Source organism: Palleronia marisminoris (genome assembly GCF_900172315.1).
Lineage (GTDB): Bacteria > Pseudomonadota > Alphaproteobacteria > Rhodobacterales > Rhodobacteraceae > Palleronia > Palleronia marisminoris.
In genome coordinates, this window is the sequence record NZ_FWFV01000004.1 from 1 (window position 1) to 22,771 (window position 22,771).

The 22,771-nt window shown below is 64.5% G+C and carries 24 protein-coding genes; 11 read left to right on the forward strand and 13 right to left on the reverse strand.

What is annotated here, in order from left to right; translation table 11 throughout:
• Positions 1–792: 792 nt before the first annotated feature.
• The 3 genes from PAM7066_RS07980 to PAM7066_RS07990 form a co-directional block, all read right to left on the reverse strand.
• A complete protein-coding gene (locus PAM7066_RS07980; RefSeq protein ID WP_217640013.1) occupies positions 793–2,010 on the reverse strand; it encodes an NAD(P)H-dependent flavin oxidoreductase in 1,218 nt (405 codons plus the stop codon).
• Positions 2,011–2,127: 117 nt separating this feature from the next.
• Positions 2,128–2,718: a chemotaxis protein CheW gene (locus PAM7066_RS07985; RefSeq protein ID WP_176237564.1), complete on the reverse strand. Its 591-nt coding sequence runs from the start codon at positions 2,716–2,718 to the stop codon at positions 2,128–2,130.
• A gap of 24 nt (positions 2,719–2,742) precedes the next feature.
• Positions 2,743–3,003: a hypothetical protein gene (locus PAM7066_RS07990; protein WP_139214967.1), complete on the reverse strand. Its 261-nt coding sequence runs from the start codon at positions 3,001–3,003 to the stop codon at positions 2,743–2,745.
• 383 nt (positions 3,004–3,386) lie between these two features.
• Here PAM7066_RS07990 and minC point away from each other — a divergent pair, with 383 nt between their 5' ends.
• From minC to minE, 3 genes are read left to right on the forward strand one after another with little or no spacing between them, the layout of a single operon-like run.
• Positions 3,387–4,097 (forward strand): septum site-determining protein MinC, encoded by a 711-nt coding sequence (gene minC / locus PAM7066_RS07995; RefSeq protein ID WP_085853642.1) that lies wholly within the window; start codon positions 3,387–3,389, stop codon positions 4,095–4,097.
• On the forward strand, positions 4,094–4,942 hold the full coding sequence (gene minD, locus PAM7066_RS08000) for a septum site-determining protein MinD (protein ID WP_085853643.1): 849 nt from the start codon (positions 4,094–4,096) through the stop codon (positions 4,940–4,942). The genes minC and minD overlap by 4 nt, the downstream gene beginning before the upstream one ends.
• Positions 4,939–5,208, forward strand: coding sequence for a cell division topological specificity factor MinE (gene minE, locus PAM7066_RS08005; protein ID WP_175484599.1), 270 nt, complete (start codon positions 4,939–4,941; stop codon positions 5,206–5,208). Before minD ends, minE begins: the two co-directional genes overlap by 4 nt.
• Before the next feature lie 314 nt (positions 5,209–5,522).
• Here minE and PAM7066_RS08010 read toward each other — a convergent pair whose 3' ends face one another.
• The 5 genes from PAM7066_RS08010 to PAM7066_RS08030 all read right to left on the reverse strand — a co-directional run bounded on the left by PAM7066_RS08010 (position 5,523) and on the right by PAM7066_RS08030 (position 9,781).
• A complete protein-coding gene (locus PAM7066_RS08010; protein WP_276326071.1) occupies positions 5,523–5,957 on the reverse strand; it encodes a type II 3-dehydroquinate dehydratase in 435 nt (144 codons plus the stop codon).
• Between the two features lie 116 nt (positions 5,958–6,073).
• On the reverse strand, positions 6,074–7,369 hold the full coding sequence (locus PAM7066_RS08015) for a TRAP transporter large permease (protein ID WP_085853645.1): 1,296 nt from the start codon (positions 7,367–7,369) through the stop codon (positions 6,074–6,076).
• Positions 7,366–7,899: a TRAP transporter small permease gene (locus PAM7066_RS08020; protein WP_085853646.1), complete on the reverse strand. Its 534-nt coding sequence runs from the start codon at positions 7,897–7,899 to the stop codon at positions 7,366–7,368. Before PAM7066_RS08020 ends, PAM7066_RS08015 begins: the two co-directional genes overlap by 4 nt.
• 56 nt (positions 7,900–7,955) lie before the next feature.
• A complete protein-coding gene (dctP, locus tag PAM7066_RS08025) occupies positions 7,956–8,969 on the reverse strand; it encodes a TRAP transporter substrate-binding protein DctP (protein ID WP_085853647.1) in 1,014 nt (337 codons plus the stop codon).
• A 110-nt stretch (positions 8,970–9,079) separates the two neighbouring features.
• Positions 9,080–9,781, reverse strand: a complete 702-nt coding sequence (locus tag PAM7066_RS08030; RefSeq protein WP_085853648.1) for a GntR family transcriptional regulator — start codon at positions 9,779–9,781, stop codon at positions 9,080–9,082.
• A 334-nt stretch (positions 9,782–10,115) separates the two neighbouring features.
• Between PAM7066_RS08030 and PAM7066_RS08035 the strand changes: the two genes are divergently transcribed.
• The 4 genes from PAM7066_RS08035 (at position 10,116) to PAM7066_RS19540 (ending at position 13,803) form a co-directional block, all read left to right on the forward strand.
• Positions 10,116–10,964, forward strand: coding sequence for a shikimate dehydrogenase family protein (locus tag PAM7066_RS08035; protein ID WP_245749627.1), 849 nt, complete (start codon positions 10,116–10,118; stop codon positions 10,962–10,964).
• A gap of 172 nt (positions 10,965–11,136) precedes the next feature.
• Positions 11,137–13,017: a bifunctional sugar phosphate isomerase/epimerase/4-hydroxyphenylpyruvate dioxygenase family protein gene (locus PAM7066_RS08040; protein ID WP_085853649.1), complete on the forward strand. Its 1,881-nt coding sequence runs from the start codon at positions 11,137–11,139 to the stop codon at positions 13,015–13,017.
• A 58-nt stretch (positions 13,018–13,075) separates the two neighbouring features.
• Positions 13,076–13,288: a hypothetical protein gene (locus PAM7066_RS19640; protein WP_090928844.1), complete on the forward strand. Its 213-nt coding sequence runs from the start codon at positions 13,076–13,078 to the stop codon at positions 13,286–13,288.
• A 386-nt stretch (positions 13,289–13,674) separates the two neighbouring features.
• Positions 13,675–13,803, forward strand: a complete 129-nt coding sequence (locus PAM7066_RS19540) for a hypothetical protein (protein WP_276326068.1) — start codon at positions 13,675–13,677, stop codon at positions 13,801–13,803.
• On the opposite strand, the gene PAM7066_RS08045 is transcribed toward PAM7066_RS19540, so the two are convergent.
• On the reverse strand, positions 13,798–14,844 hold the full coding sequence (locus PAM7066_RS08045) for a GlxA family transcriptional regulator (protein WP_085853650.1): 1,047 nt from the start codon (positions 14,842–14,844) through the stop codon (positions 13,798–13,800). The two genes, PAM7066_RS19540 and PAM7066_RS08045, sit on opposite strands and share 6 nt — an antisense overlap.
• A gap of 105 nt (positions 14,845–14,949) precedes the next feature.
• Between PAM7066_RS08045 and PAM7066_RS08050 the strand changes: the two genes are divergently transcribed.
• Positions 14,950–15,816, forward strand: coding sequence for an alpha/beta fold hydrolase (locus PAM7066_RS08050; RefSeq protein WP_085853651.1), 867 nt, complete (start codon positions 14,950–14,952; stop codon positions 15,814–15,816).
• On the forward strand, positions 15,809–16,672 hold the full coding sequence (locus tag PAM7066_RS08055) for an alpha/beta hydrolase (RefSeq protein ID WP_085853652.1): 864 nt from the start codon (positions 15,809–15,811) through the stop codon (positions 16,670–16,672). The genes PAM7066_RS08050 and PAM7066_RS08055 overlap by 8 nt, the downstream gene beginning before the upstream one ends.
• A 285-nt stretch (positions 16,673–16,957) precedes the next feature.
• Here PAM7066_RS08055 and PAM7066_RS08060 read toward each other — a convergent pair whose 3' ends face one another.
• Complete coding sequence (locus PAM7066_RS08060) at positions 16,958–18,178, reverse strand: FAD-dependent oxidoreductase (protein ID WP_085853653.1); 1,221 nt, start codon at positions 18,176–18,178, stop codon at positions 16,958–16,960.
• Positions 18,179–18,734: 556 nt separating this feature from the next.
• Positions 18,735–19,280: a YbfB/YjiJ family MFS transporter gene (locus tag PAM7066_RS08065; RefSeq protein WP_139214968.1), complete on the reverse strand. Its 546-nt coding sequence runs from the start codon at positions 19,278–19,280 to the stop codon at positions 18,735–18,737.
• On the opposite strand from PAM7066_RS08065, the gene PAM7066_RS08070 reads away from it, so the two are divergent.
• Positions 19,279–19,500 carry an SDR family oxidoreductase gene (locus PAM7066_RS08070; RefSeq protein ID WP_245749628.1) on the forward strand — a complete coding sequence of 74 codons (222 nt, stop codon included), beginning with the start codon at positions 19,279–19,281 and terminating at the stop codon, positions 19,498–19,500. The two genes, PAM7066_RS08065 and PAM7066_RS08070, sit on opposite strands and share 2 nt — an antisense overlap.
• Positions 19,501–19,730: 230 nt before the next feature.
• Here PAM7066_RS08070 and PAM7066_RS19645 read toward each other — a convergent pair whose 3' ends face one another.
• Both PAM7066_RS19645 and PAM7066_RS08080 read right to left on the reverse strand, forming a co-directional pair.
• Entirely contained in the window at positions 19,731–19,895 is a 165-nt protein-coding gene (locus PAM7066_RS19645) for a Fic family protein (RefSeq protein WP_217639947.1), read from the reverse strand.
• A 193-nt stretch (positions 19,896–20,088) separates the two neighbouring features.
• Positions 20,089–20,400, reverse strand: coding sequence for an ETC complex I subunit (locus PAM7066_RS08080; RefSeq protein WP_085853654.1), 312 nt, complete (start codon positions 20,398–20,400; stop codon positions 20,089–20,091).
• A gap of 115 nt (positions 20,401–20,515) precedes the next feature.
• Here PAM7066_RS08080 and uvrB point away from each other — a divergent pair, with 115 nt between their 5' ends.
• Positions 20,516–22,714 carry an excinuclease ABC subunit UvrB gene (gene uvrB, locus PAM7066_RS08085; RefSeq protein WP_085853655.1) on the forward strand — a complete coding sequence of 733 codons (2,199 nt, stop codon included), beginning with the start codon at positions 20,516–20,518 and terminating at the stop codon, positions 22,712–22,714.
• Positions 22,715–22,771 lie beyond the last annotated feature (57 nt).

Genomic DNA, 22,771 nt, shown 5'->3' on the forward strand with positions numbered 1-22,771 from the left:
CTCCTGAGCTCGCTAGGTTACATGCCGCCGGCAGAGGCTGAGAGACGACATCTTGAACAGCCCCAACCCCGCGATAAGGTCGCCTGACCCGTTGAACGAAACGCTCTCCGGTAAAGCCGGGGCGGTTCAGGTTGTGCCGAAGCCGCTGGTTTCGGCGCAATCCCTCGCCGATGAGCATGGCGCTCCCCGGGATCAAAAACTCAACGTCAACGACCGCTTGATCGCCCGCTTCGGAGGAAGGGCGATAGCAGTCCCCTCGGGTCGAAAACATAGGCGGTATACGTCCGGACGTAGCTCGACGATCTTCCCGAAGACCTTGCGGAACGCAGCCTCGTCGCTGTAGCCCACCTCCCATGCGATCTGCGCCACCGTTCGGCCTGACCGCTGCACCCGGAGCACGGGCCTGGTCCCCATGGCTCAGTAGAGGGACGAAGCCACTATAGTGGCGCTGTTCCCGCCCGGCCGGGTCGAAGAGCATGTAACGGGCGGTCGCCCTCATCCTGCCCGATCGCTCGACCGAAGTCTTCACGAGCTATGACGCGGCTGGAGATTTGCGGTGAGCGATGAGGGCTCACAGTGAAGTCCGACTTCGGCATGGCGAGTTTATCCGCCTGACAGGCCAGCTGCCAGCCGACGCGGCTCGGAGCTACTGCTGGGTTGTCCGGATGCGAGCTGTATCGAGGCGCGCCTAGATGACCGGACGCGTCCTGTGACGGATCTCGTGCGCGATTCATTTTCATGGTCACGCTTGCCAAGCGGCATGCCCGCGGCGTCTGTGCCGTTCGAAGCTTTTCACTGGATCAACGTCGCTCGCGCTTCAGTCCAGATGGAGCGCACGATCTCGCCGGCAGGCTCGTTGCGTGCCAGCCGCGCGCTCTGCCCTGCCCATGCTTGCATGCACGCAAGGTTGTTCTCCTTCGCGCCGAGCGCTCGCATCGGACCCGTCGCCGAACGCTGCAGCGGGTAAGGAAGGGGCGCCGGCGCACCTTCGCATTCGGTCGCGGCGATGTAGTCGGTGCGCAAGCTCCGCCCGAGCCGGCCGGAAAACGCGCGCGTGGTCGTTGTGTCGTCTGGCTGGGCCCGGCCGATGGCATCGGCCCATGCCGGCGCGATGGCGGCTTCGGGCGCCCGCAAGAAGGCTGTCCCGACCAGTACAGCCGACGCGCCGAGCGCGAGCGCGGCTACGACGCCGCGCGCGTCCGCCATGCCGCCGGCTGCGATCACCGGCACGCCAACTGCGTCATGGATCGCAGGCACGAGCGCCATCGACCCGCACATCTGCGCGTTTGCCTTGTCTGCATTGAAGGCTCCGCGATGCCCGCCGGCTTCGCTGCCCTGCGCGATAATGGCGTCGGCTCCCGCTGCCTCGGCCTGGAGGGCCTCCGCGACCGTGGTCGCAGTAGCGAACCAGCTGATCCCGCCAGCCTTCATCCGGTCGACGACGTGGGGCGGAAAAAGGCCCATGATCGAGGACATCACAGCCGGCCGGGCCTCTATCAGGGCCTCGCACTGATCAGCGAAGGGCACGGGAAGATCGGCGGAGAGTCTGGCGGGAGCCGGACCCCAGGCCGCCAGAAATTCGGTAACTGCCCGCTCGTGGTCCGCGTCACGCGGCGGCGCAGGGTCCGGCACCCACAGGTTCATCTGGAACGGCCCCTTGCTCGCGGCCCGGAATTCAGCCGCCCACTGGGCGATCTCATCAGGGTCCATCATCAGGGCGCCGCATCCGCCCATGCCACCGGCCTCCGCGACGGCGGCAGCCAGCGCCGGAGGGCAAGCCCCCGCCATCGGGGCCATCAGGATCGGTACGCGCATGTCATACGCCGTACAGAACTCGTCGACACGCCTCAAAGCCCTATCCAGCATCCTGTCCTCCCTCGCCGTGTTGATTTGCTGAAGCCCTCTCCGCATGGCGTAGCACACGCGTTTGCGAGTCGGGTTCTTCTGCGCGACCGCTATGATCTGTAGCATGGGCGAATGCGGCGTGACCGCGCCAGCGTCCAGGTCCATGGGAGCGCCAACGCAGCCGCCTTTTCGGGCTCCAGGGGAGGGCCGGTTCCTCTCCTGTCTCGTTGGAGCTGGCGCGGCCTCCCCTGGAGTTCGTTTTTATCTGAGTCAGGTGTGGCTTCAGTTGCTCCGGGTCACCTCGCAGCCACGCGGCATCGCTGATGAGGCGCTCGTCGTCCCATGCGCCCTGCCGGAAGAAGGATCCGCCGCCACCTCGCCGTGTCCTAAGTAGTAGTGACAGCATCGATCGCGTCCGTCCATCATCCCTCCGAAGATGCCGTCGATCTGGATCAGGATGATCAGGTCCGACCCGCGGCGGCTGAGGCCCTCGATGATGCTGCTGTCCCAGTGATTGGCGCCGATGCTGGGGCACGGCTCGATCTCGTCCGCGCGTATCTGATCCACCTTCCGCACCCGGCCCGTGAGGATGCCGAGCGGCTTGCGCCATCCGCAACATCGATGACGACGATCTGGCCAACCTCGCTCCATTCGATTGACGAAATGCCAAGCCTTCAGGTCGACGACCGGCAGAGGGGTCCCGCGGAGATCGACGACTCCCAGAACGCCAATGGGCGCATCGGGCAGCGGGGTGATCTTCCCCGGGACCAGTAGCTCCCGCACATCGCGGACATCTATTCCGAGCGTCTGCTCGCCAAGGTGGAAGGTGAGGTAGGCGGGGGAGGAAGCCTCCTCCCCCGCCACGTCCCGCACATGCCGAGTGCTGATTTTCATGGATCAGCCGGCGTAGCGATGGAAGTCGTCGTCGGAGACCTCCTCCGACTTTAGGTCGAGCTCGAACGCCTTCACGTCCTTCTGCGTCCGGGTCGGCTTGGCGTTGGACGCCACGACCTTGGGCTTGGCAGGGGCCACGGGACGCTTGCCGGTATCGTCGAGCTCGAAATACGAGATCACGCCGGTCAGCTGCTGCGACTGTGCCGCCAGTTCCTGGCTCGTCGCGGCCGATTCTTCCGCGGCGTTCGCGTTCTGCTGGATCACCTTGTCGAGCTCGCGGATCCGAGACGCTGGGCCCCACACACTGACGCTGCTCGGCTGCAGGTCTCCTTCGAGCGCTCTCATTTGATGAGCCTTTGTTCACAGGTGCCGTGGACGATGTCGCCATCCAGCCCCGCTACTCGCACGAGGACGCTACTGCGGCAGTCACGCCCTCTTCGCGCGGCGTTCTCCGAGGCTGCCTGCGACGAGGTTCGATGCGATGGCGGGTTCTTGCTGACACTCCGGACGCCTCCTTCCGCACGGGCTCTCATCCGTGGAAAGTAGGCGAAGAACAAGAGCGGCGCGGCCCCGAGTCGTGACCTGCCAGAAAACAGGAGCAGCAGTCTGACGTGTCCAATCGAGACGCCGAAGGGCGGCGTTAAACCATGTCGACAAGTATAGCATCTTTCCAGATCCGTGGGCGGTTCCTCACGGCGCTCGCTCTTCGGATCGACGCCGATGAGGACAGCGAGGCCCTCTACGAGCAACTGGATGCACAACTTCGGCGTGTCCCGCAATTCTTCGACGAGGCGCCGATGGTCCTTGACCTGTCGAACGCGCCCAAGATCGCGGACCCGTCCCGCCTTCGCGTGCTGGTCGCGAACTTGCGGCGTCGCAAGCTGCGTGTCTTCGGAGTGCAGAGCGGCGGCATGGTTTCGGAAGATGCCTTGCTGGAACTGGGACTCATTGCGGTCCCGAGCGCCAAAGACGCCCCGCTGCCGATCGACGGCCAGAGAAGCCGTCAGTCCCGTGCCGAGGGTCACGGGGGCAAGAACGTGGTGATCCACGCGCCGGTCAGGTCAGGCCAGATGATTGTCAGCGAGCACGGCGATATCACGGTGATCGGCTCCGTCGCCTCCGGCGCCGAACTGGTCGCAGGCGGTTCGATCCACGTCTATGGCCCCCTGCGCGGGCGCGCGCTGGCCGGTGTACACGGGGACGAAGACGCGCGGATCTTTTGTCAGTCCCTTGATGCGGAACTGGTGGCCATCGCCGGCCTCTACAAGACGAGTGAGACGCTCGGGGACGCAAATCGCAAGCGATGCACGCAGGTGTTCCTCGAGAACGACCGACTGCGCATGGAGGTAATCGGATGACGGTTGATTTGAAAGAAAAGCCCCCGTTGGGCCGGGTCATCGTGATCACGTCGGGGAAGGGAGGCGTGGGCAAGACCACATCCTCGGCTGCGATCTCGGCGGGTCTGGCCAAGCAGGGTCACAAGACGGTCGTGATCGATTTCGACGTAGGCCTGCGCAATCTCGACATGACAATGGGGTGTGAGCGCCGGGTCGTCTTTGACTTCATCAATGTCATCCAGGGAGATGCCCGGCTGAAGCAGGCCCTGATCCGCGACAAGCGGCTGGAGAACCTGTCGATCCTGCCCACGTCGCAGACGCGGGACAAGAACGCGCTGACGAAGGAGGGGGTCGAAAAGGTTCTCGACGAACTGAAGCAGGAGTTCGACTACATCATCTGCGACAGCCCGGCGGGAATTGAGCACGGTGCCCAGATGGCAATGTACTTCGCCGATGAGGCCGTTGTCGTAACAAACCCGGAGGTCTCATCCGTTAGAGACAGTGATCGGGTTCTGGGACTTCTCAACAGCCAGACCCGGCGGGCCGAGACCGCCAATGCCGAACCGGTCAAGGCTCAGGTGCTACTGACACGCCACGATCCCGCACGCGTGCAAAGCGGTGAAATGATGACAGTCGATGACGTGCTGGAAATCCTCGCTGTACCGCTTCTTGGCGTGATCCCCGAGAGCCCGGCAATCCTGCGCGCCTCCAACACCGGCACGCCTGTCGTACTCGACCAGCCATCCATTGCGGGGCGGGCATACGAGGACGCCGTCAGACGCCTTACCGGCACCGAGGTCGAGATGCGGATCGAAGGCGAGCGGCGTCCGAGGCTGTTTCAACGGCTGTTCGGGCGTGCGTCATGAGCCTGTTCAGCTTCGCCCGCAAGCAGCGCCGCCCGAAAAGCGCGCAGACCGCCAAGGACCGGCTGCAGATCCTTCTTGCTCATGAGCGCAGCAGGGGAGGTGCCGACGAAACCGACTACCTGCCAATGCTGCAACGCGACATCGTGGCAGCGATCCGGAAATACGTCGCGATCAGGGAGCAAGACGTCGAAATCCGCATGGAGCGCGGAGAAAAGATGTCGAGCTTGGAGATCAACATCGAGATGCCTCGGCCGACCCCTTCCTAAGGCGCGCTCATGTGCGGATGGCTCCCCCTCATGCGAGTTTCTTCGCTTGAGGCCGCCAAGTGACGACCGAAGCCTCGGTTGGTGCGCAACGCAGCGCATGACGACAGGCTGCGCATCCGCCGCCGGTGCGGGTCGCAGCATCGAGTTCTTCCCGGAAACGACTGCTTCGAGCAAGCCGCGTTGCAGCCCCTTCGGCTAGTGGCAGATTTGGGCAGTCCGCGTAGGACGGCCGAAATCTTCATATCTCTGCCGCCTCGGATATTGCCAGGGCGTCCTCGAGTTCGACACCGAGGGAACGGACGGCGAAAAGGCCTTCAAGCCGCCTGCTTGAGAAGTTGCCCGATCCGCGTGATGGCGAAGCCGTAGCCGGCGATTCCGAAGCCCTCGATCTTGGCCGTTGCCGCCTTGGATACGTAGGAGAGATGCCGGAACTCGTCGCGCCGGAAGAGCGGCGAGATGTGGCATTCGAAAATCGGTCCCTCGAACATGAGGAGCGCGTCCAGGATCGCGATCGAGGTCGAGGTGAAGCCAGCCGGATTGATGACGATGGCGCTGGCCGAGGACCGCGCCTGCTGGATCCACCGGATGATCTCGGCCTCGGAGTCACTCTGGCGAAAGTCGATCGCAAAGCCGGTCGGCGCGGCCGCCTCGTGACAGAGCCGCTCGACATCTTCCAGCGTATCGTGACCGTAGATCTCGGGCTGGCGGGTCCCGAGCATGTTCAGGTTCGGTCCATTGATGATGAGGATTGGGAGCCCCGCCTCGTCCCGCCTCTGGGAGGATCCGGGAGTGTCGGTCGTGGTGTCGGTCAATTGCGCAGTCCTTTTTCAATGCCGCGGACGCTCTGTGGTGATCGCAGTTTGCCTCAGTTCCCGTAGCCGTAGAGCCGCGGCAGCCATAGAACGACGCTCGGGATGAAGGTGATGATTGCCAGCCCCACGATCATGATCGCGACGAATGGCAGGAGGTGCCAGATCGTCTGGCCGATCGGCGTCCGGGTGATCCCGCTCACCACGAACAGCAGCAGCCCGTATGGTGGCGTCACGAGACCGAGCATCGTGTTGACGACGACGATCACGCCGAAATGCACCGGATCGATGCCGAGCGCCAAGGCCGTCGGAAGGAAGATCGGAACGATGACGAGTAGGATCGTGTTTGCCTCGAGCAGGCATCCGAGCAGAAGAAGCAGCGCGTTGATCATCAGCAGGAAGCCGATCATCCCGAGGTCGAAGTCGGCAAGGCTGCCGCGGATGGCATTTGGAACCTGCTCAACCGTGACGACGTAGTTGAAGGCCAAGGCACCTGCGATGAGGATGCCGACCGATGCGGTCGAACGGGCGCTGTCCTTCACCGTCTGGTAGGCCATGCGAAGGCTGATCGAGCGATAGAAGAACGCCGAGACAAGGAACGCGTAGAGCCCCGCCAATGCTGCGGCCTCGGTGGGTGTGGTGACGCCGCCGTAGATGCCGGCGAACAGGATCACTGGCATCAAGAGCGCGGGCACAGCGCGCAGCGTAATCCGCGGCAAGTCGCGTACCGGCACTGGGTCGTCGACTGGGAAGCCGTAAAGGCGGGCAAGGAACGCGTTCATCACCATGAGAAGCACGCCGAGAACCAGTCCGGGCCCTACACCGCCGAGGAAGAGATAGCCGATCGAGGTGTCCGACACGAGCGCATAGAGGATCATCGGGATCGACGGCGGGATGATCGGCCCGATGATGGCCGTCGCGGCGGTGATCGCGCCGGCATAGGCCGCCGGATACTTCCCGTCCTTCGTCATCAGGTTGATGATGATGCGCCCCATGCCGACCGCATCGGCGATGGCCGAGCCCGACATGCCTGAAAAGATCAGAGACGACACGACGTTGACGTGGCCGAGCCCGCCGCGGAACCGCCCGACCAGCGCCCGGCAGAAGTCGAGCAACCGATCCGACAGCGAGCCCACGTTCATCAGGTCTGCAGCGAAGATGAAGAGCGGGATCGCCAGAAGGACGTAGGAGCCGTAGAGGCCCTGAAGCATCTGCTCGCCGGCGATGCTCATGTCCTGACCGACCATCAGCAGGTAGAGGACCGAGGCACCGATCATCGCGTGGCCGATCGGCAGCCCGACGAATGCCGTCATCATGATGACGGCGACGGTGACGCTGAATTCCCAGCTCATTCGGAGAAGTCCTTTCGCGTGACCGCCTGTGGGTCGCCGTCCTCATGCGTCTCTTCGCGTCCCTGCAAGGCACCCCAGAAGATCCACGCGTAGCGCAGGATGGAACCGACGGTGAACAGGACGAAGACGAAGAAGACCCATGAGTAGGGAATGTCGAGATATGACGTCTCTTCGATCTTCATGAAGGTGACGTAGTCCCAGACCGCCGGCAGCGAGATCGCGTAGATCACGACGAGGAAGAGCGAGAAGATAAGCCGGAACACGCGCCGCACAGCCGGACTGACCGTGCCATAGATGATGTCGAAGCGGATCTCGTCCTCTTCCCTCGCCGAAACGGACTGGCCCCACAGGATCACCCAGGTCCAGGCGATCACACAGACCTCGACCGTCCAGCCGACCGGGCTGTTGAGGACGTAGCGCATGAACACCTGCACGATGAACGCCACGAACATCGCGGCGAGCAATATCGCGGGCACCGCCTCGACGAAGTTACGCGCCGCGGCGCGCCACTTGGGTCGCTCCGTTTTCATGAATTGCCTCGGAGTCTGCGCGGAGACCGGGCGCACCCGGCCCCCGCCGTGCCGTTTCAGTTCGCGCTGCCGTCCGAACCGATCGCGTTGATCTGGTCGAGCATGCCCTCAGGCCAGCTTTCGGCGAACTCGGATTCAAGGTATTTCTGCTGGGCGAATTCGCGGAAGGCCTCGCGGTCGGGCTCGTAGACGTCCAAGCCCTCGTCCTTGAAGAACTGAACGAGCTCGTCCTCGCGCGCGAGGTGACGCTCGGTGCTTTCTGCAACGGCTTCATCCACTGCGCCTTGCAGCAGTTCCTGCTGCTCGGGCGTCATCTCGTTCCAGACCTCGGAGGAGATGCTGAGCACGTCGAAACCCACGAGGTGACCGGTCAGCGCGATCTGACCGGTGACTTCGTAGAACTTCATGTTGTAGTCGTTGGGCAGCGGGTTGTCCTGGCCGTCGATGGCCCCGGTCTGCAATGCCGTGTAGACCTCGGAATACGCGAGAGGCGTCGGATTTGCGCCGATCGCTTCGCCGAGGAATTGCCATGCATCCCCGCCCGGCATACGCAGGGTGACGCCACTGAGATCTTCCGGCGTCATGACTTCGCTTTCATCGCGGCTTGGCACAAGGTTGACCTGCCTCGTGCCGAAGTAGACTGGCGCGAGGATGTGGAGCCCGGCCTCTTCGGCCATCTGGTTCAACTGCTCGCCGACCTCGCTGTCGAACACCGCCTCCATGTGGTCGACGTCCTGCAAGACATATGCCGCAGTGAGGATCGACCAGGCCGGAACCTGGTCGGCCAGGTCCTGTGGCGCGATAAGGCCCATCTCGAGGTTGCCGCGCTGGATCGCCGTCAACTCAGAGCCCTGCGGGATCAGGGTCGAGGCGTTGTAGACCTGCAGGTCAAACTCTTCCGAAACGGCTTCGGAGATCTTCGCGAAGGCCTCGGCGCGGATGTCGCTCTCGGAAACGACCGAAGACAGCCGCAGGACCGGCGCCTCCTGCGCTGAAGCTCCGAAAGCGAAGCCGGCGGTCGTGGCGGCGAGTCCGGCTGCAATGGCCGCGCGGCGCGTTACGAATGGCATGATAGTTTCCTCCCGTTGGATTGCCCCTTCGACCGGGGCCTGCCCCACTTCCACATTCTTAATTTTGTCTGTCAATAGCGGAAACGTCAGTTGTTACGAAGTGGAGACCGCTACGACGCGGGAATGCGCCCCGTGGCCAGGACGTGCTCCACCCCGCTCTGAACATGAAACACAAGAAGCTCCACGGCCGCATCTGCGTCACCGGCCACGACGAGGTCGCGCATGCGTTCGTGTTCTTCTGCCGCGATCTCGCCCCGGAACGACAGAACCAGCATGTGGTACCGCATATATCTGTCGAAGACCGACGAGTGAGTTTGCATCAAAGCAGGCGCATTGCATGCCGAGATCGTGGCGTGGTGGAACCCCCAGTCGTATCGCACCCACTGCTCCACCGCGCTTTGGCCGCCGCCGATGAGATCACTCTCGACCGCCGCCAGTTTGTAGTGTGCCGCCACCACGTTTCCCCGCCACTCCAGGTCTCCCGCGGCCATGGATCGGCGCAGGGCGTGCGTTTCGAGCAGGAGCCTCAGGTCGGCGATGTCGCGCAGCCCCGCCTCGCTGATCGGCGCGACCTCGAAGCCTCGCTGCCCCTCTGCCGTGACGAGTTCTTCCATCGCGAGTTTGCTGAGTATCTCGCGCAAGGTTGAGATTCCGGCCGAGTACGTTTCCTTGAGCACTTCTAGCTTGAGTTTCTGCAGCGGTTTGAGGCGCCCGAGGACGATGTCGGAGCGGATGCGCCTGTAGGCGACATCGCCCACGGTCTCTCCGTCATGGCCGAAGATATCGAACTTGTGGATCTGTGTGCTGAGCATTGGTCCCCGACCTTACCAGAAAGAGATTGTCGGACCGCAACGTGCCGGTACCGCTTCGATATCTGCCACGCCCGCTCGCGGCACGCGAGTCCTCACGCGGAGCCGTATAAGCTGAACCTCGGCGCGCTTTCGCTGCTATTGACGATAATGACCTTCATTCCATACTATACCAGAGGATAGCAAAAACGTTGAATGCCGCAAGGGAGAAGCGCGCACCATGGGGGTCGGCTGCAAGCCCGAGATGCGCTGGCTGCATCCGCGCGGCGAATGAGCGTGTCCATCGGCTGCGGCACATCCGCAGTTTTGAAACCTTCATCTTTCGAGAGGTAGTTCGATGCCCATGCATCGTGAGCGGGTGCAACTCGGCCTGATCGGAGACAACATCACGCGCTCGCAGGCACCCAGTCTCCACGAGCGCGCGGGAGACCTGATCGGCGTCGATGTCCGGTACGACCGGCTGGTCCCGCGAGACCGGGGGCACAGCTTCGAGGAGATCTTCGCCCAAGCCCAGGCAGCCGGCTACAGGGGGCTCAACATCACGTATCCCTACAAGGAACGTGTCGTGCCCCTGCTGACGGTGGCCGATCCACGGATTGCACGGCTGGGGGCGGTCAACACCGTCCTGTTCACGGCAGAGGGGCCTTTGGGCTACAACACGGACTTCTCCGGCTTCATCGCCGGGTACAAGCGCGTGCGCGGGTCGGCGCCGGCTGGGAGGGTTTGCATGGTTGGCGCCGGCGGGGTCGGCAAGGCCGTAGCCTTTGGACTGCTTGAACTCGGGCTGCAAGAGTTGCGCCTCGTCGAACAGGACCTTCCAAAGGCGGAGATGCTGGCGGATACGCTCCGTTCCGCCGAGCCGGCGCTCGCCGTGAAGGTAGTCTCTGAACTTCCTGAGGCTGCCGCCGAAGCAGACGGGCTGGTCAACTGCACTCCCGTCGGCATGGTGGGATACGAAGGAACGCCCGTGCCGCGCGAATTGATGACAGCGGCCTCCTGGGCATTCGATGCCGTCTACACTCCGCCTGACACGCTGTTCCTGCACGAAGCCGAGGCAGCCGGTCTTGCGATCATCTCCGGAGAGGAATTGTTCTTCTACCAGGGGCTTCACGCCTTCTCGGTCTTTCACGGTCGGGAAATCGGCGAAGCAGCACTCCGCGACATCGTTGCAAAGCCGGCCGCATGACGGGCGCGGCCTCGACTGGTTCAATCCCACGCTCCCTGCCCGGGAAGGTCGCGACACCCGCTGCAGGCTTGCTCAATTCCTTCAAGCGTCCCGCGTCAAACGTCACCGCGAATGACGAGCCTGCGAGGGAGACAACATCCTTGCAGCCCACCTCAGAAGGAAAGCCCACGTCATGAAGACCTCCATTGCCACCGTGTCGATTGCCGGCGACCTGACGGAGAAGCTTGCGGCGATCGCCGCGGCGGGGTTCGACGGCGTCGAGATCTTCGAGCAGGATTTCATCGCTCATGACGGCGGTCCACGAGAGGTCGGACGGATGGTGCGCGACCACGGGCTGGAGATCACGCTGTTCCAGCCGTTTCGCGACTTCGAATGCCTGCCCGAGCCACTACGGTCCAAGGCGTTCGACCGTGCGCGGCACAAGTTCGACACCATGGCCGATCTCGGCACGGACATGATGCTGATCTGTTCATCCTGCCATCCCCGCGCTCTGGGTGGCATCGACCGCGCGGCCGACGACCTGGCCGAGCTTGGCGAGATCGCGAAGGAGCGCGGCCTGCGCATCTGCTACGAGGCGCTTGCCTGGGGCCGACACGTCAACGACCATCGTGACGCGTGGGAGATCGTGCGGCGCGCAGACCACGCATCCGTCGGCCTGATCCTCGACAGCTTCCACACGCTGGGCCGGGGAATCGATCCTGACTCCATCCGTGCGATCCCGGGCGACCGCATCTTCTTCATCCACCTCGCCGACGCCCCCGCGATCGAGATGGACCTGCTCTACTGGTCGCGCCACTTCCGCAACATGCCGGGAGAAGGCGACCTGGGCGTCGAGCGCTTCATGCGCGCGGTGATGGCCACGGGCTATGCTGGACCGATCAGCCTCGAAATCTTCAACGACCAGTTCCGCGGGGGTGATCCGAAGGCGATCGCCCGTGACGGGCGTCGGTCACTCGTCTCGCTCATGGACGACGTGCGCCGGGCAGAACCCGAAGTTGCTCAGGGTTTGCCCGAGATCCCCGCCCGTGTCTCGGCCGAAGGGATCGGCTTCATCGAGTTCGCGTCGCGAAGGGAGGAAGCAAGAGCCCTAAGCGCCGCGCTTTACAGCCTGGGCTTCAATCTGGTCGGCCGCCACCGCACGAAGGAGATCGATCTCTGGCGGCAGGGGGAAATACACATCGTCGTCAACCGCGAAACCGAAGGACATGCCGGTCACACCTGGAACGCGCGCGGCACCTGCGTGTGTGACATCGGTATCGAGGTTGGCTCCGGCGAAGACGCACTGTCCCGTGCGAAAGCGCTCGGCGCAGACCCGTTCCGGCAGGAGATCGGGGTGGGCGTCCTGACCCTGCCGGCGATCCGAGGCCTTGCGGGGTCGGTCCTGCACTTCGTGGACGCCACCAACGGGCTCAATCGCGTCTGGAGCGACGAGTTCACGGCAGTCCCGGCCGAGGAGCCGGACGCGGGGCTCACCCATGTCGACCATCTCGATCAAATCACGAGCTACCACGACATGCTGAGCTGGACTCTCTTCTATACCTCGCTGTTCGACATGGAGAAGTCGCCGATCCTCGACGTGATCGACCCGAACGGTTTGATCCGCGCTCAAGACGTCACCAGCCGCGGCGGCGGCTTCCGTGTCACGCTGAATGCAACCGAGACACACAGAACCTTGGCTGGAAGCTTCCTCGCCGATAGTTTCGGCGCTTCGGTCCACCAGATTGCACTCGCCACCGACGACATCTTCGCAACGGCGAATGTGCTCGCGGCGCGCGGCTTCGCTCCCCTGACGATTCCAGAGAATTACTACGACGACCTCGAAGCCCGCTTTGACCTGCCGCCGGGTTTACTCGATAGGCTGCGCGCGGGGAACATCCTGTACGACCGGATCGAAGGCTCGGATTTCTTCCAGATGTACTCCCGTGTCCTGCCCGGCGGCCTGTTCGTCGAAATTGTCCAGCGCGGTCCCGGCTATCGCCGCTATGGCGAGGTGAACGCACCGTTCCGGATTGCAGCGCAGAAGCGGCTTGCCAGATCGGATGAAATCCTGTGACGAACCGTCGCCACCGACCAACCTGGTTGTTTCGCGGAGATCGCAGGAGAAGCTCCAGATGCGTCGCCGGGGCGACCGGATGCGGGCTCTCGGGACGCGAAGGCCGATGCTGGTGCCGGATACCCTGGATATCCGCTGGAGCCTCGATTTCGTCAGCGAGATCCATGTCCGGCAGCACGACTACAACCACCAACGCCCCCGTTCTGGCCTCGGGAACATCCCGCCAGCCGAATTCGTGGCTCCGAAGGGGCTGACAATGCGCGCCGCGTAGCCCCGGGAATCAACCTGCGGACTCTCCGAATAGCTGGAGCAGAGCCGGGGCTCAGGTCATGTTGGACGTCCCGCCGCCACGTCGCCGACCGCCTCGGATCGTCGACGACCGCTGGTCTAATACACGAAGACGACCAGCGACGCGGCCATACCTGGCCTCGCGCCAAGCAGTTCGCAACTCCTCGTCAGAGCCGATCAGAATAATACGATCGCCTGAAGCGGCCGTTGTCAAAGGTGCGATGAGTCTCGTCGTGCTGGCCCTCGGAATGACCGCGAGCGTCGCGCCGCTAACCTACACTGTGCTCTCGAGCGCTGGTGACCGCAATTCCGGCGAGGCTCCGGGCGTGGACAATGCTATTGCCGCGATGGGCCATGCACCGGTGCTGATTGGCCCCGACGACCACCTCGCTGCTGGCATCGCAGCGGCGGTACCGGTCGGAGCCGCTGTCGATCTTGAGCGACGGCAGCGCGTTCCTTCTCGTCCGGGCCGAGGTCGCCGAAGCGGCGGCACTATGAGTGAACGGGATCGCACGAGTGCTCCGCGGTTCGTGCCTTCGGAGGAAGGGCGGTAGCAGTCCCCTCGGGTCGGAAACGCAGGCGGTAGATGCCCGGAGGTAGCCCGACGATCTTCCTGAAGACCTTGCGGAACGCAGCCTCGTCGCTGTAGCCCACCTCCCATGCGATCTGCGCGACCGTGCGGCTCGACAGTTCGAGCATCTCGCGAGCACGACCCATCCTGAGCTGCTGGCAATACTCCTTCGGCTTGAGCCCCGTCGCCTTGAAGAAGCGGCGGAGGAACGTGCGCCGCTCCAGCATCGCGCGTTCGGCCATGGCTGCGACCGTTACGTCGCGCGCGCCGGTGGCTTGCAGCCAATGCTGCACCCCGAGCACGGGCCGGTCCCCGTGGTTCAGTCGAGGAGCGAAGCCACTGTAGTGGCGCTGTTCCCGCCCGGCCGGGTCGAAGAGCATGTAACGGGCGGTCGCCACGGTAACAGCCGAGCCGAGCTGCCGATGGACGATCCTCAGCCCAAGGTCGGTCCACGCCATGACGGCGCCGGCGGTGATGATGTCGCCGTCATCAACCAGAAGGCTGTCGGCGTCGATCCGGACTGCCGGATAGCGTTCGGCGAACTCCACGGCGTGGCACCAGTGCAGCGTCGCCGAACGACCGTCGAGCAGGCCCGCGCGCGCCAGCAGGAACGCGCCGGAGCAGACCGAGCAGATGACGCAGCCGCTGGCGTGACGGTCCTTCAGCCACGCCGCCAGCGTGTCGAGCAGCACCGGATCGTTGGGCAAGTCCCGCAGGCTCGGCGCCGCGATCGCCACGACCGGGCGACCGACGAGTCCGGGATGGGTGTCGAATGTCTTGGCAATCGGACCGGCTGCGGCCTCTGGTCTCCAATGCGTGACCCGCAGCATCGGCGCCGTGGCCCCGCCGATCAGCTGAGATTGCTCGCTGGCGATCCCGAAAACGTCGGTGAGACCGTAGAGCGCAGAGAGCTGCGCACCCGGATAATGCAGGATCGCGATCTCGGCCGGCGGATCAACCAGCGTCATTGTCAGATTCGCCCCGGAGTTTGTCGGTTCCGCCAGTCTGCACCAGGTTGCCGTTAGGGCAAGTATTCCATTGGGACGCTCACGTCCTTCTGCGGGAGCACGCACATGCCAAAGGTCAGGACCGAGGACGGCGCTGAAATCTTCTACAAGGACTGGGGCAGTGGACAGCCGATCGTCTTCTCGCATGGCTGGCCGCTGACGGCAGATGCCTGGGACGCGCAGATGGTCTTCATGGGCGGCCAGGGTTTTCGGGTGATCGCCCATGATCGCCGCAGTCATGGCCGGTCGGACCAGACCTGGCACGGCAACGACATGGACACTTATGCCGACGATCTCGCGGCGCTGATGGATGCGCTCGACCTGCACGACGTCGTGATGGTCGGGCATTCGACCGGCGGCGGCGAGGTCACGCACTATATCGGCCGGCATGGCACGGCGCGCGTGGCCAAGGTGGTGCTGGTTGGGGCGGTACCGCCACTGATGCTGAAGACCGAGGCGAATCCAGGTGGTCTGCCCCTCGATGCATTCGACGTCATACGCAAGGGCACCTACGACAACCGAGCGGAGTTCTTTCGCGATCTGACGCTGCCGTTCTACGGGTACAACCGCCCCGGAGCGCAAGTGTCAGAGGGGGTCCGCGAGTCGTTCTGGCTCCAGGGCATGATGGGCGGCCTCAAGGGCCAGCTCGACTGCATCCGCGAGTTCTCGGAGGTCGACTACACGGAGGATCTGAGGAAGATCGACGTGCCGACGCTGATCCTGCACGGCGATGACGACCAGATCGTGCCGATCGGCGCGGCTGGCTTGATGAGCGCGAAGATCGTGTCGGGCGCCGTGCTCAAGATCTACGAGGGCGGCGATCACGGATTGCCGACGACACACCAGGACAGGTTCAACGCCGACCTCCTTGCCTTCGTGCGGGGAGAGCCGGTCGTAGGAGCGCGGGCACAGAGGAGCCAGGAAGATGCGTGAAGAAGATTTCACCAGCGCCGGCGGCGTCCGGATCCACATGCGCTCGTGGGGGGCCGAGGGCGCCCCGCGCGCCGTCGTGGTCATCTGCCACGGTGTGAACTCGCATGGCGGGCAGTACGGCTGGACCGCCGAGCAACTGACGGCCCGCGGCTTCGCCGTCTTCGCCGTCGACCTGCGCGGTCGCGGCCAGTCCGAGGGCGAGCGCTTCTACGTCGAGGACATCGCCGACTACGTGGCGGATGTCCGAGGGCTGATCGGCATCGCCAAGGAGCGGCACGCGGGGCTGCCGCTCTACCTGCTCGGCCACAGCGCCGGTGGCGTCGTCTCCTGCACCTACGTGCTCGACCACCAAGACGAGATTGACGGGCTGATCTGCGAAAGCTTCGCCTTCCAGGTGCCGGCGCCGGGCTTCGTGCTGGCCGCGATCAAGGGCCTCAGCCACGTCGCGCCGAAGCTGGGCGTGCTGACGCTGAAGATGAAGGACTTCACCCGCGATCCTGTCGCACTCGCCGCGCTCGAGTCCGACCCGTTGGTGAAGGACGAGAGCCAACCCGCCGCCACGGTCGCCGCGCTCGTGCGCGCCGACGAGCGGTTGCACGGCAACTTCGACAAGATCACGTTGCCGGTCCTGATCCTCCACGGCACCGATGACCGCGCGACGGTCTGCCGAGGCAGCGAGTATTTCCACGAACACACGGGATCCGCGGACAAGACCCTCAAGCTTTACGAGGGCCACTATCACGACCTCCTCAACGACCTTGGCAAGGAGGACGTTCTGGACGACATCGTCGGCTGGATCGAGGCGCGGTTGCCGGTGAGGGCAGATCAGGGTCTCGCGGCGCCGATCCCCGCATGAGCGGCAGCGGTAAGTCGATCCCCATCGCTCGTCGCGGCGGCTGCGAGAGGCACAAAGTGGCCGCACACGGATTGGCGAAAGATGTCGTGGATCTCGGTTTTGCTTACACTTCGAGCTCCTTCTTCGATCGGAGCGTGTCCCGCAGTTGCTCGTCCAGCGACTAAAGAGAGCGCGTGCATCCGCGCAGGATGCGGGACAATCCGGACGATAAATCCGCCGGAAGGCGAGTCCGGAAGTAAATCGCCGTATGCCCCATGTGGCGTGCACGGTGTCACAGATATAGCTTCACCGGCGGAACTCCTGGTTCGGATGTTCCGGCCGCAGTCCCATTCCGACGATCCGGCCCGGAACGTCTCGAAGGAGCGGGACACCGGCCATTACCCGTAGAGGGAGGGGCGCACGAAAGACCGACTTGCTGCGCAAGGCCCTCAGTAGCACGCGGTCCTGGACCAGGATTTGCAGCCACTGGATCGCCCGTGTTGGCCACTGGCGGCGGCGCTGCACGGAAGCAAGTTCGCGATCCGACGGCAATCCTCGGCGCAACGGGTTCACCAGCAGGTTCGCGGTTGCCACCGCGTCCTGCACCGCGAGGTTCACCCCGACGCCGCCCACGGGCGACATGGCATGGGCGGCATCGCCGATGCAGAGCAGCCCCGGTCGCCACCAGGTCTCCAGCCGGTTCACCTGAACGCTGAGGACTTTCACCTTCTCCCAGGACGTCAGCTCATCGATGCGGCTCGGCCCCAATGGAGCGATCTTGGCCACCTCGGCACGAAACGCGGCAAGTCCCGCCGCTTTCTTCTCTTCGAAGCCGCCTTTCGGCACGACGTAGGCGCACTGCCAGTAGTCGCCGCGATTGAGCATGATGAAGATCTGGCCCGCGGCGAACCGGCCTTGTGTCTCGTCCGTGTCGGACGCCGAACGCGACAGCCGGAACCAGAGCACGTCGATCGGCGCGCCGAAATCCCGCACGTTCAGGCCGGCTTCCGTTCGGAGGCGCGATCCGCGGCCGTCGGCTGCGACCGTCAGCGGGGCGCGGATCTCGAGCGCACCGTCCGCGGCTTCGGCCTGGACGCCCCTTACCCGTCCCGCCTCATGCAGGAGGCGGCAGCCCTCGGCCTGCATGATCAGTCGAAAGCCGGGATGCGCCTTCCCCTTTTCCGCCAGGAACGACAGGAAGTCCCATTGCGGCATCATCGCGATGAACGGCGCGCGGAGCGGCAGGCGGGAGAAGTCGGCAACCGGCACGCGATCCGGTCCGAACTGCGCGAAGAGCTTCTGAATGCGCTGGTGGGGCAGTTCCAGGAACTCGGTCAGGAGGCCGAGGTCATGCATCAGTTCCATGGTCGAGGGATGGATCGTGTCGCCGCGGAAGTCGCGCAGGAAATCGGCGTGCTTCTCCAGGACGACAACGTCGAGGCCTGCCCGAGCCAGCAGGTAGCCGAGCGTCAGCCCGGCGGGTCCGCCGCCGACGATGCAGCACTGCGTCGAGATCTCGGTCGCCATCGACCGCGCCTTTCCGATATCAGCCAGGCTGCCGCGAGTATCGTCCGACGCTGCCTTCCTGGCAACATGCACAGGCTACGACGTTATCGTCCCGCCGCGATCGAACGTCTGTCCCAGAACGATCGCTTCGAGGCAGTGGCGTCGGTCTCGCCGCCTTCGCTGATGCTGTGGTCGCCCGCGATCCTGGCCGGATGAGTTCGCATCTCGACATCCCTGGTTGCCTACAAGAACCATTTACCACGTCTGCACGCGCCTGTGGCGTTGCTGCGGCTCGGAACGCCATCGCTTCTATCGACGCGGCGGCGCAAGCGAGGCGGCCCATGGCGCCAGTTACTGTGCACTCGCGGCGGGTGGCAGCTTCCTGATCCTATTTCTGGCTGGCTCGCGACCGCGGCGCATACGCCCACAGCGAACGGCAGGAAGGTCTCGCGGTCCGGACACAAGGTCGTATCCCAACCTGCCGGTCGAAAACTGCCGATTATGCTGCGCCTTCGTTGAAGTGAATCAACCCGAAGGCGAGACTCGTCAGCCGTGCCGAGGTCCAGTTCGAGCTTTTCTACGACCTCCGAAAAGCGCTCGGTTTCGCGTCGAGGCTGTGCGTGCGCGTCGGTGAACGCGCTTCTGCCCGGAAGAACCCAGCGAGAAGCGCGATACCGCCAAAGCGGGCCACCGCCGGCCCCGGGCCGGGACCCGCCATCAAAAGCCCAAAGACCGGTGCGCCGGCGGTCTGTCCCACCGCGATGGTCAGGCACCCGACCATGAGCCCGGTCGCGGGACGGTCCGGCAAGGCGTGGATGCTCCAAATGAGATAGACACCGGTCAACATCACGTAGGCCGCGCCGAAGAAGGCGCCACCGACAAGCGCGAGGCCGGGTCCGATGCCGTAGCCGACCGCGAGGATGTTGGCTGACATTAGCCCGAGGAAAGCCCCGTGAACGCGGCCGAGGCCAAACCGGCCGACAAGCGTTCCGGCCCAAGCCCCGGCAATTCCGCCGGCACCGATGCAAGTCCACAACAGGCCACCTTGTATGCCGCGACGGCCTCGGCGATCTCGGGCGTGTCGCCCCCAGTCTCCGCGCGGGACCGCAGGAATAGCGATCATGACGCCGATGTGGGAGCCGATGCCGGGCGGCGGCCCCGACCGGGCCAAGCGCGAAGCGGCAATGGTCACGGACACGCCGATGCGGCGGTTCGGAAAGGCTGAGGAAGTGGCGGCCCTGACCATCATGCTGGCCTCGGACGAGGCGGCCTACATGACGGGCACCGAGCTCACGATCGACGGCGGCATTCTCGCCGGTTCTGCCGCGGCGCCCGGTGGCTGAGGGAAAGCGGAGGCGGACGCTCCCGTGTCTGCCTCCGCTAAGCTTTGGTCGCCACGCATCATCCGCGTCCAAGATGGCATCGGACACGCAGCGAATGACCGCTTCCGCTCAGCAGACGTTCATCCCTCAGTTCATGCCATCTGCGCGGCTTCGCCGAGCGTTCCGCGTCCGTGCCGGTCTCCATGGCGGGGGCCATCACAGGCGGCCAAGTGGTCCTTGCAAGCCGTCTCTTACCGCGCCAGCCCGCGCGCCACTGACCAGAGACCGAGCGTGTCGGGCGCCCTGCGCAGCATGGCGTAGGACATAAGCCGCGCAACCCGACCGTTGCCGTTCAGGAACGGGTGCACCCAGAGAAGTCGGTGATGTGCACAAGCCGCTGCAAGGATCGGCTCGATCCGACCGGGCGGCGATACGGGCTCGAAGAACGTCTACTGTCGAGATGGCTGGGTGGGCCGACCTTGAGCTTCGCACGGCTGTAGCTGATTTGCGCCGATTTATCCGACATCGCATGAGGCCCGAGGTCGCGGAACTACGGCTCGGCCGGTTCTTGTGGCCTATTCCGCCGAAACTTGATCCGGATTTACAGCCTCAGTGTGTCCAGGCACCACGGCGCGCGGTTGCGAAATTCTCGCCGTAGCCGCCGGGGCGGACATTGGCGCGGCGCTTCTTGGGGAGGGTGACGATCACATCGATTCCGTGAGTTTCGGCGTAGTCGAGCGCCTCTTCCTTCGTCGCGAAGCGCAGCCGCACCTGGGGCTGGGTGTCATGCGAGGACGTCCATCCCATCAACGGATCGATCCTCCGCGGCGTGTCGGCAGTGAATTCGAGCACCCAGTCCTTCGTCTTTGCGTTCCCCGAAGACATGGCGGTCTTGGTGGGCTGATAGATGCGCGCGGTCATCGGTCGCCTCCTTCTCTGGTCGCTCGACATATGTGGAATCGCGCGGCTTGAAGCAAGGCCGACGTTCCCCGTCCGGGCAGCTTGCACCGCGCCCGCGCACGCATATCTTCCCCCCATGCATAACAACCGTCCCGACCAGATGCCCGTGCTGCTCCACGCCCCCGCGCCGGACGTGAAGACGCGAGAGAAGCTTGAAGGCGGCATCGCCTTCCGCATGAACAGCGAGTTCCAGCCTGCGGGCGACCAGCCCACGGCCATCGCCGAACTGTCCGAGGGCGTCAGGGGCGGCGAGCGCGACCAGGTGCTTCTGGGTGCCACCGGCACCGGCAAGACCTTCACCATGGCCAAGGTGATCGAGGAAACGCAGCGTCCCGCCATCATCCTTGCCCCGAACAAGACATTGGCTGCCCAGCTTTACGGCGAGTTCAAGAGCTTCTTCCCCGACAACGCGGTCGAGTATTTCGTCAGCTACTACGACTACTACCAGCCCGAGGCCTACGTCGCGCGGTCGGACACCTACATCGAGAAGGAAAGCCAGATCAACGAGCAGATCGACCGGATGCGCCACTCGGCCACCCGAGCGCTGCTTGAACGGGACGACGTCATCATAGTGGCGTCCGTGTCCTGCATCTACGGCATCGGCTCGGTCGAGACCTACGGCGCCATGACGCTCGACCTGCATACGGGCAGCGACTACGACCAGCGCAAGGTCATCGCGGACCTCGTGGCCCAGCAATACAAGCGCAACGACCATGCCTTCCAGCGCGGCAGCTTCCGCGTCCGAGGCGACGTGGTCGAGGTCTGGCCCGCCCACCTCGAAGATCGCGCGTGGCGGCTGTCCTTCTTCGGCGAAGAGCTTGAGGCGATCATCGAGTTCGACCCCCTCACCGGCGAGAAGGTCGACACTTTCGAGCGCGTCCGCATCTACGCCAACTCGCACTACGTGACGCCGCGCCCGACGATGAAGCAGGCGGTCAACGGCATCAAGAAAGAGCTGCGGATGCGGCTCGACCAGCTCGTCGGTGACGGCAAGCTGCTCGAGGCGCAGCGGCTCGAGCAGCGCACGAATTTCGACCTCGAGATGCTGGAAGCGACCGGCGTCTGCAACGGGATCGAGAACTACTCGCGCTACCTCACGGGCCGTGCTCCGGGCGAGCCGCCCCCGACCCTGTTCGAGTTCATCCCCGACAATGCCATCGTCTTCGCGGACGAATCCCACGTGTCGGTCCCGCAGATCGGCGGCATGTACAAGGGCGACTTCCGTCGCAAGATGACCCTGGCCGAGCACGGCTTCCGCCTGCCCTCGTGCATGGATAACCGCCCGCTGAAGTTCGAGGAATGGGATGCCATGCGGCCCCAGTCGGTCTTCGTCAGCGCCACCCCCGCCGCGTGGGAGCTGGAGCAATCCGGCGGCGTCTTCACCGAGCAGATCATCCGACCCACCGGCCTGGTCGACCCGCAGATCGAGATCCGGCCCGTCGAGATGCAGGTCGACGACCTGCTGGACGAGATCCGGCGCGTGGCCAAAGCCGGCTACCGGACGCTCGCCACGGTTCTGACCAAGCGCATGGCCGAGGATCTGACCGAGTACCTGCACGAGCAGGGCATCAAGGTCCGCTACATGCACTCGGACATCGACACGATCGAGCGGATCGAGATCCTGCGCGACCTGCGCCTCGGTGCCTTCGACGTGCTGGTGGGCATCAACCTGCTGCGCGAGGGGCTCGACATCCCGGAATGCGGGCTGGTCGCGATCCTCGACGCCGACAAGGAGGGTTTCCTGCGGTCCGAAACCTCGCTGATCCAGACCATCGGCCGGGCCGCGCGAAACGCCGACGGGCGGGTCATCATGTATGCCGACCGCATCACCGGCTCCATGGAGCGGGCCATGCGCGAGACCGACCGCCGGCGCGAGAAGCAGGTCGCCTACAACGAGGCCAACGGCATCACGCCGGCGACGATCAAGAAGAACGTCGATGACATTTTGTCGGGCCTCTACAAGGGCGATGTCGATATGAGTCGCGTGACCGCCAAGATCGACCCCAAGCGCGGCGGATCGAACCTTCAGGCTGTGCTGGAAGGGTTGCGCACCGACATGCGCAAGGCGGCCGAGAACCTGGAATTCGAGGAGGCCGCGCGCCTGCGGGACGAGGTCAAGCGGCTGGAGGCCGTGGACCTCGCGATTTCCGACGATCCCCTGGCGCGGCAATCGGCGGTAGATGCCGCGGCGGATGCGGCGACGAAATCCTCGGGCCGCTCGACCGCGGGGCGTCCGGGTCAGCGGGGCGGCAACGTGAAGCGGCGCAAGAAGTAGGGCCCGACGGACAAGGGCGTTAATCGCCGATTCACTCTCTTCTGCGATGACGGGGGC

Excerpts from the sequence above, each read along its gene's own strand:
- PAM7066_RS08045 (WP_085853650.1), bottom strand. The coding sequence starts at position 14,844 with ATGACGCTGGTTGATCCGCCGGCCGAGATCGCGATCCTGCATTATCCG.
- PAM7066_RS08040 (WP_085853649.1), top strand. The coding sequence starts at position 11,137 with ATGAAGACCTCCATTGCCACCGTGTCGATTGCCGGCGACCTGACGGAG.
- PAM7066_RS08070 (WP_245749628.1), top strand. The coding sequence starts at position 19,279 with ATGACGCCGATGTGGGAGCCGATGCCGGGCGGCGGCCCCGACCGGGCC.
- uvrB (WP_085853655.1), top strand. The coding sequence starts at position 20,516 with ATGCATAACAACCGTCCCGACCAGATGCCCGTGCTGCTCCACGCCCCC.
- minE (WP_175484599.1), top strand. The coding sequence starts at position 4,939 with ATGAGCCTGTTCAGCTTCGCCCGCAAGCAGCGCCGCCCGAAAAGCGCG.
- PAM7066_RS08055 (WP_085853652.1), top strand. The coding sequence starts at position 15,809 with ATGCGTGAAGAAGATTTCACCAGCGCCGGCGGCGTCCGGATCCACATG.
- PAM7066_RS08060 (WP_085853653.1), bottom strand. The coding sequence starts at position 18,178 with ATGGCGACCGAGATCTCGACGCAGTGCTGCATCGTCGGCGGCGGACCC.
- PAM7066_RS08065 (WP_139214968.1), bottom strand. The coding sequence starts at position 19,280 with ATGATCGCTATTCCTGCGGTCCCGCGCGGAGACTGGGGGCGACACGCC.
- PAM7066_RS08050 (WP_085853651.1), top strand. The coding sequence starts at position 14,950 with ATGCCAAAGGTCAGGACCGAGGACGGCGCTGAAATCTTCTACAAGGAC.
- PAM7066_RS08080 (WP_085853654.1), bottom strand. The coding sequence starts at position 20,400 with ATGACCGCGCGCATCTATCAGCCCACCAAGACCGCCATGTCTTCGGGG.
- PAM7066_RS07980 (WP_217640013.1), bottom strand. The coding sequence starts at position 2,010 with ATGGACCTGGACGCTGGCGCGGTCACGCCGCATTCGCCCATGCTACAG.
- minC (WP_085853642.1), top strand. The coding sequence starts at position 3,387 with ATGTCGACAAGTATAGCATCTTTCCAGATCCGTGGGCGGTTCCTCACG.
- PAM7066_RS08035 (WP_245749627.1), top strand. The coding sequence starts at position 10,116 with ATGCCCATGCATCGTGAGCGGGTGCAACTCGGCCTGATCGGAGACAAC.
- PAM7066_RS19640 (WP_090928844.1), top strand. The coding sequence starts at position 13,076 with ATGCGTCGCCGGGGCGACCGGATGCGGGCTCTCGGGACGCGAAGGCCG.
- PAM7066_RS08020 (WP_085853646.1), bottom strand. The coding sequence starts at position 7,899 with ATGAAAACGGAGCGACCCAAGTGGCGCGCCGCGGCGCGTAACTTCGTC.
- PAM7066_RS08030 (WP_085853648.1), bottom strand. The coding sequence starts at position 9,781 with ATGCTCAGCACACAGATCCACAAGTTCGATATCTTCGGCCATGACGGA.
- PAM7066_RS08015 (WP_085853645.1), bottom strand. The coding sequence starts at position 7,369 with ATGAGCTGGGAATTCAGCGTCACCGTCGCCGTCATCATGATGACGGCA.
- minD (WP_085853643.1), top strand. The coding sequence starts at position 4,094 with ATGACGGTTGATTTGAAAGAAAAGCCCCCGTTGGGCCGGGTCATCGTG.
- dctP (WP_085853647.1), bottom strand. The coding sequence starts at position 8,969 with ATGCCATTCGTAACGCGCCGCGCGGCCATTGCAGCCGGACTCGCCGCC.